The organism is Acidisoma sp. (genome assembly GCF_035492295.1).
Lineage (GTDB): Bacteria > Pseudomonadota > Alphaproteobacteria > Acetobacterales > Acetobacteraceae > Acidisoma.
This window is the reverse complement of record NZ_DATJJK010000150.1, coordinates 1-6,035: the sequence shown is the minus strand read 5'-3', so window position 1 is coordinate 6,035 and position 6,035 is coordinate 1. Positions and strand designations below refer to the sequence as shown.

At 67.0% G+C, this 6,035-nt stretch carries 7 protein-coding genes; 5 read left to right on the top strand and 2 right to left on the bottom strand.

Going from position 1 to position 6,035, the window contains the following annotated elements; translation table 11 throughout:
* Positions 1-28: 28 nt before the first annotated feature.
* Genes VL752_RS10830 through VL752_RS10810 form a run of 5 tightly spaced genes read left to right on the top strand, consistent with a single transcriptional unit; the run spans position 29 to position 3,945 of the window.
* The gene (locus tag VL752_RS10830; protein ID WP_325355018.1) at positions 29-829 is read left to right on the top strand and encodes an ABC transporter ATP-binding protein; all 801 of its coding nucleotides are present in this window, start codon (positions 29-31) and stop codon (positions 827-829) included.
* On the top strand, positions 826-1,665 hold the full coding sequence (locus VL752_RS10825; protein ID WP_325355016.1) for an ABC transporter permease: 840 nt from the start codon (positions 826-828) through the stop codon (positions 1,663-1,665). Before VL752_RS10830 ends, VL752_RS10825 begins: the two co-directional genes overlap by 4 nt.
* A gap of 1 nt (position 1,666) precedes the next feature.
* Positions 1,667-2,668 (top strand): ABC transporter substrate-binding protein, encoded by a 1,002-nt coding sequence (locus VL752_RS10820; protein WP_325355014.1) that lies wholly within the window; start codon positions 1,667-1,669, stop codon positions 2,666-2,668.
* Between the two features lie 11 nt (positions 2,669-2,679).
* The gene (locus VL752_RS10815; protein WP_325355012.1) at positions 2,680-3,603 is read left to right on the top strand and encodes a nucleoside hydrolase; all 924 of its coding nucleotides are present in this window, start codon (positions 2,680-2,682) and stop codon (positions 3,601-3,603) included.
* Between the two features lie 36 nt (positions 3,604-3,639).
* Positions 3,640-3,945: a hypothetical protein gene (locus VL752_RS10810; RefSeq protein ID WP_325355010.1), complete on the top strand. Its 306-nt coding sequence runs from the start codon at positions 3,640-3,642 to the stop codon at positions 3,943-3,945.
* Positions 3,946-3,970: 25 nt separating this feature from the next.
* Here VL752_RS10810 and VL752_RS10805 read toward each other — a convergent pair whose 3' ends face one another.
* Together VL752_RS10805 and VL752_RS10800 are read right to left on the bottom strand one after the other, a co-directional pair.
* Positions 3,971-4,624 carry a hypothetical protein gene (locus VL752_RS10805; protein WP_325355008.1) on the bottom strand — a complete coding sequence of 218 codons (654 nt, stop codon included), beginning with the start codon at positions 4,622-4,624 and terminating at the stop codon, positions 3,971-3,973.
* A 116-nt stretch (positions 4,625-4,740) separates the two neighbouring features.
* On the bottom strand, positions 4,741-5,832 hold the full coding sequence (locus VL752_RS10800; protein WP_325355006.1) for a DNA glycosylase AlkZ-like family protein: 1,092 nt from the start codon (positions 5,830-5,832) through the stop codon (positions 4,741-4,743).
* Positions 5,833-6,035: the final 203 nt, after the last annotated feature.

Sequence of the window (6,035 nt, the reverse complement as noted above, 5' to 3'; positions counted from 1 at the left end):
CACCCGAACACTGACGAAAGAATAAGCTTTGGCGATTGAACCCCACGTCAAACTGTCGATCCGCAGTCTCGATCACAATTTCGGCTCGTTCCAGGCGCTGAATCAGGTTTCCCTTGATATCGGGAACGGTGAATTCGTCTGCATCCTCGGCGCCTCCGGATGCGGCAAGAGCACGCTCTTCAACGCCGTCTCCGGACTGCTGCGGCCGACATCGGGGGAAATCCTGCTTGACGGCCAGGACATAGCGGCGAGGCCCGGCCAGGTCGGCTACATGCTTCAGAAAGATCTGCTGCTGCCTTGGCGCACCGTCCTCGGCAACATCACCCTCGGCGCGTCACTGACGCGCGGCGCCACCCGCGCCGACCGCGAGCGCGCCGCCGAGCTCGCGCGCCATTACGGCCTTGGCGAGTTCCTCCGCCACTATCCGCGCGCGCTTTCCGGCGGCATGCGCCAGCGCGTGGCGCTGATGCGCACCATCGCCGCCGGCCGCGAGGTCATGCTGCTCGACGAACCGTTCGGCGCGCTCGACAGTCAGACCCGCATCGGCATGCAGCAATGGCTGCTGGAAATCTGGAAGGAAATGAAGCGGACGGTGATGTTCGTGACCCATGACGTGGACGAGGCGATCTTCCTCGCCGACCGCGTCGTGGTCATGCTGCCCCGCCCCGGCCGCATCGGCTGGATCATCGACGTCACCATTCCGCGCCCGCGCGCGATGGACTGCCTGACTTCGGAGACATTCGTGGAGATCAAGCGCCGGATCATGGAAATGCTCTACAGTCAGGCGACCCTGCACGGCGTGCCCGGCGCGATGACGGTGCCGGCATGAGCAACGAGCCCTCGGCCCTGCGTGAATACGGCCGCCATGTCGGCCTCTGGATTGTCGCCATCGCGCTGATCTTCGTGGCCTGGAAACTGCTCCTCGTCATCACCGGACTGCCACCCTACGTCATCCCGACCCCGTCCGCGGCGATCGACGTGATCCTGCATAATATGACGATGATGAAGCAGCTCACCCAGCAAACGCTGGGCGAGACCTTCTACGGCTATATCGTGGGCGCCGTGCTCGGCGTGGTGCTGGCCGTCATCATGGCGCAGATCCCCATCGTCCATCGCCTTCTCTACCCTGCCCTGATCACCTCCCAGGCGGTGCCGATCGTGGCGATCGCGGCGCCGCTCGTCATCATCTTCGGCTTCGGCCTCACCCCGAAACTCATCATCGTCGCCTGGATCGTCTTCTTTCCGGTCGTCGTGAACGTGCTCGACGGGCTCGCGAGCGTCGACCAAGATCAGGTCAACCTCGCACGCCTCCTCGGCGGCACGCGGCTGCGCACCTTCATGATCGTGCGGCTGCCAGCCTGCATTGGGCCGCTCTTCTCCGGCCTCAAGATCGGCGCCTGCTATGCCGTAACGGGCGCGGTCATCGGCGAATGGACCGCCTCCTCCCACATCGGCCTCGGCACCTACCTGCTGACGGCGAACGCCCAGATGAACACGGCCGGCGTCTACGGCGCCATGCTGCTGCTCACCGCCATCGGCATCGGCTCCTTCATCCTCGTCGTCATCGTCGAGCATTTCGCCACACCCTGGCGCACGCGCATGACCGCCCCCTCCTGGTTCGGCGGCAAGGTCCCTTCCCCCCATTCCCCCAGCACAAAGGTCTGAGATGAAGCCTCTCCGTATTCTCGCACGGCTGGCCGCCAGCACCGCCGCCGCCGGCGCCCTGATGCTCGGCCTTGGCCCCTTGGCGCCCCGCGCCCACGCCGCCGATGTCACCAAGATCCGCCTGGTCTATGACTGGGTGACGCCCGATTTCGAACTGATCCCCACGGCCGTCGCCCAGGCCGAGGGTTTCTACAAGGCGGCCGGCCTCGAGGTATCGACGCTCTTCCCGCCGAACAACTCCACGACGGTGCGGATGCTGGCAGCGGGCCAGGGCGACATCGGTTTCGATCCGGTAACGGACGTCGTCTTCGCCGCGGCCCAGGGCATCCCCATCACCTCCATCGCCTTCTATTCCCAGTCGAATAACTGGGGCCTGTTCGCGCCGCCGGGCGCGACGATCGATCTCTCGACCCTCAAGGGCAAGAAGATCGGCGTCTATACCGACAGCTGGACCAAGGCGATGATGCCCTACGTGCTGAAGAAGGCCGGGGTGTCGGAGAGCGACGTGCAGCAGATCATCGCGACGGATGACGACATCCCGATGATGCTCACGGGCAAAATCGACTACGCCACCAATTGCGCGAACTACGCGCTGGCCGACGTGGTGCCGCAGCTGAAGAAGAATCCCGCTCAGCTCATCGGCCCGGCAGCCGGCGTGCCTGACATCCCCGTCTGGGATTTCACGGTCATGAAGGCCTATGGCGAGGCCCATCCGGAGGCCGTGAAGGCATGGCTCGCCGCCACCAAAAAGGGCATGGAATGGGCCTCCGCCCATCCCGACGAGGCGGTCGCCGACCTGATCAAACTCTACCCCGCTTCCGGCTCCAAGGATTACAACGCGGTCGGCTGGAAAGAGACGATCGGCCTGCTCAAGGGCAAGGACGGCTACATGACCCAGTCCGATGCGCAGTGGAACGGCATCGCCAAGGCCCTCGCCGATACCAAGCAGATCGACAAGGTGCTGCCCGCTTCCGACTACTACACCAATGACTATCTGAACTGAGGCTGACGTCTATGGCTCCGCGCCGGATCATTCTTGACTGCGACCCCGGCGTGGACGACGCCCTGGCCATGCTGCTCGCCTTCGCCGCCCCTGAGGCGGTGAAGGTCGAGGCGATCACCACCGTCATCGGCAATGTCATGCTGCCGCAGACGACGGCGAATGCGCTGCGCATCCTCGACCTCGCCGGGCGCACGGAGATCCCGGTCCATGCCGGCTGTCCGCGCCCGATCATGGCGCCGATCGAGCGCAAGAAATCGGTGCATGGCGGGGACGGGCTGGGGGATATCGGCCTGCCCGCGCCCACCGGCCGCGCCGAGGCCGAACACGCCGTGGACGCCATCATCCGGCTCGTCCGGGAGAACCCGGGCGAGATCACTCTCTGCCCGATCGGGCCGATGACCAATGTCGCCATGGCGCTGATCAAGGCGCCGGACATCGCACCGCTGATCCCCGAAATCGTCTTCATGGGTGGCGCTGCCTTCCGGCCGGGCAATTCCACGCCCGCCGCCGAATTCAATTTCATGATCGACCCGCATGCCGCCCAGGTGATGCTGACGGCGGGCGTGACGCTGACCATGTTCGGCCTGGACGTGACCGCCCAGGCGCTGATCACGCCGGACTGGATGGCGGATGTCGAGGCCGCGGGCGGGCCCATCACCCGGGCAGCGATTGCCATGCTGCGCGCCTATGGCCATGGCGACCCCTGCCTGCACGACCCTTGTGTTATCGCCCATTTCATCGACCCCAGCCTGTTCCAGGGAGTCGATGCCTGGGTCGAGGTCGAGACCACGTCGCCGCTCGCGCGCGGGCAGAGTATCGCGGCCGTCGCCGAGCGCCACCGTGCTGGCCGCGCGCCCAATGCCCATGTGATCACCGGTCTCGACACGGCCCGTCTCTTCGCCCTGCTCCGGGAAAAGCTGCTCAGCCTGGATTGATTGGCCGGAGCCTTTTCCGCGCTTGCGATAGGGGCCATGGCACGCCAATCTTCCCCCATGGATGGTGTCGTTAGCCTCTCCAGCGTTCGGGAAGACCGGTTCTGGGCGGTCGTCGCCTCGGTCGGGCGCACGCGCCGCATCGCCGAGATCTTCGCGAACCGCGATGCCGCCCTTGCCGATCGCGCCTGGCGGGAGGCGCAGGTGCGGGCCTACGCGGGCTTCCTGCGCTCCAGCCGCCAGCCGCCCCCAAACTATTCGGTGGTGCAGATGAAGCGGTCGGAGCTGCCGAAAGCCTGGCGGCCGTTGCCCGCGCTCGGCTTCCTGCGCGGGCAATTCGTATGATCTAGGCTTTGCGGAGGCGCTGGCCTCAGCCCTCGCCCTCGGGCGGCTCTTCGCCCTCGACCAGCAGCTGTTCGATCGCCGCCACGCGTGCGGCCCGGCGTTGAGAGGCCGGGCGCGGCGGCCGCTTGCGCTTTTTGGTGGGAGCGCCGGACGACTCGGCCGGAACCGGCACGGGCGCCTGCGGCATTGCGTGGTATTCAGGCTCGGTCGCAGGCGGCAGGGGGCCGCCGGTCAGAAGATCGATCTCCTCCCGCACCTCCTCAACCGGCGCCGGCGGTATTTGCTCGGCAGGGGCGGGCAGCGGCTCGGCGGTCGCGACTTCAGCGATGCCTGCGGGCGTCTCGGTAACGGTCTCGGCCCCGTCAACGAGATCGAACGCCGCCTGCGCTTCGGCGCGCTCGGAACCGGCGCGGCGCGGACGGGCGGAACGCGGGGATTTAGCGGGCGCCGCGCGGCGGGCGCGGCGCGGCGCGGCCTCAAGCTCAGCCGGCTGCGGCGCCGCGGCCGGGGCATTTCCCGAAACGAGTTCAGCCAGCAGCGACTCGACGCGGACGGCGAGACGCGCGGCCTCGACAGCCGACACCTTGTTGTGGGCCAGATAGGCCGCAAGGATACGGCTGGCCGCGGCGGTGACATGAGACGGATGGTATTGGATGGGACTGTCGGAAAGGGGCGGCACGTTCCTGGCTCCGGTCTGGCGGACGATCGCCATCTTTGTGCAACCGCTAAAACCGCAAAACCAGCCCCCATAAGGTTTGATCCGCCAAAGCGTTAACGCGGGTCAGACGGGGTCGCTCAGGCAGGGCCCAGAAAGGCTTCGAACCGCGCGACCTCCGCATCGAAGGCGCGGGTGAAGTCCTGGCCGCGCGGTTCCGGCCCCGCGAAACCACGCTCCACATCGAGCCGGCCGCTCGCGCGGCTCAGATTGACCCAGCCGATCATCCGGTCGCGCCACAGCATGGGCATCGCGTAATAGCCGAAGCGACGGAGCGGCGGCGGTGTATAAGCCTCGAAGCGATAGTCCCAGGCCCAGAGATGGGCGAGCCGCCGCCGGTCCCACACCACGGGGTCGAAGGGGGCCAGGAAGCGCAGACCGCGCGGCGGCGCCGCCACCGTGGCAGAACCGGCGGGCCAGAGATACCGCTCACCATCGACATCGTCCCATGCGACCTCGCCCGCGGCAATCATCCGGTCAAGCACCGGTGCCCAGGGCCCGAGCCCGGGCGCGCCCCGGCGCAGCAGGTTGAACACCTGCCCGAGGGAAACGCGCGAGATCGGCGCCAGCAGACCCAGCACCAAAAGAAGAAGACGACGGGCGCGTTCCGCCACCGCAACCGCCTCATTGACCGGCCCGGCGGGGGCATAAATACGAATGCCATCCTGCCGACGCGACACACGAAGGTGCCCATGGAAGTGCAGCACCTGCAGATGCTGCGTCGTTTCCTTGGAAAAGCCGCCCCAGGCATTGACGGCACGCCCCCGACCGAAGGCCTCCTCAAGTTCGCGCGGATGGATCTCGCCCCGATCGCGGACGACGGCCAGGATTTCGGCCGCCAGCCCGGTCGGCGCATGCGGCCGGTCCGGCTGCGCGGGATCGGGGCGGGGATGCAGGAGCCGCGCTGTCTCCTGCGGCATGAAACCATAAGCGTAAAGGAAATCCTCCTCGAGGCCGAGCCGCGGGAAACGCCGCTCGAGCTGCCCGGCGCGATAGCCCGGCACACGCTGTCGGAGGATGAGATCCTGGGCCCGCGCCGGGGCACGGATGGGATCGGCCTGCACAAAGCCGAGCGTCGCCAGCACCGCCGTCAGCGAGCCCTGGGTCGTGAGCGAGGTTGCGGCCGCGCGCAGACGCAGATCGCTCAGTGTCAGAGCGGAGGGGGTCAGCATCGCAACCCGGCTGGCCGCACCAGCCCCTCAGGCGGCATCGGCATCGATTGTCGCGAGGTCTATGGGCTGGATCGAAAACCAGACCGGTTCGGAACTCCGGGCTCCTTCGCGCAGGATGGGTTTGATGGCGGATAGCAGATCGTCGAGCGAGCGAAACGGCATCATGCTCTCATCCCCATCGGCCGAGCGGGTGACCAGACCCA

What these genes read in the sequence shown, in the direction of transcription:
- VL752_RS10825 (WP_325355016.1), top strand. Translation starts at nt 826, where the DNA reads ATGAGCAACGAGCCCTCGGCCCTGCGTGAATACGGCCGCCATGTCGGC.
- VL752_RS10820 (WP_325355014.1), top strand. Translation starts at nt 1,667, where the DNA reads ATGAAGCCTCTCCGTATTCTCGCACGGCTGGCCGCCAGCACCGCCGCC.
- VL752_RS10815 (WP_325355012.1), top strand. Translation starts at nt 2,680, where the DNA reads ATGGCTCCGCGCCGGATCATTCTTGACTGCGACCCCGGCGTGGACGAC.
- VL752_RS10810 (WP_325355010.1), top strand. Translation starts at nt 3,640, where the DNA reads ATGGCACGCCAATCTTCCCCCATGGATGGTGTCGTTAGCCTCTCCAGC.
- VL752_RS10800 (WP_325355006.1), bottom strand. Translation starts at nt 5,832, where the DNA reads ATGCTGACCCCCTCCGCTCTGACACTGAGCGATCTGCGTCTGCGCGCG.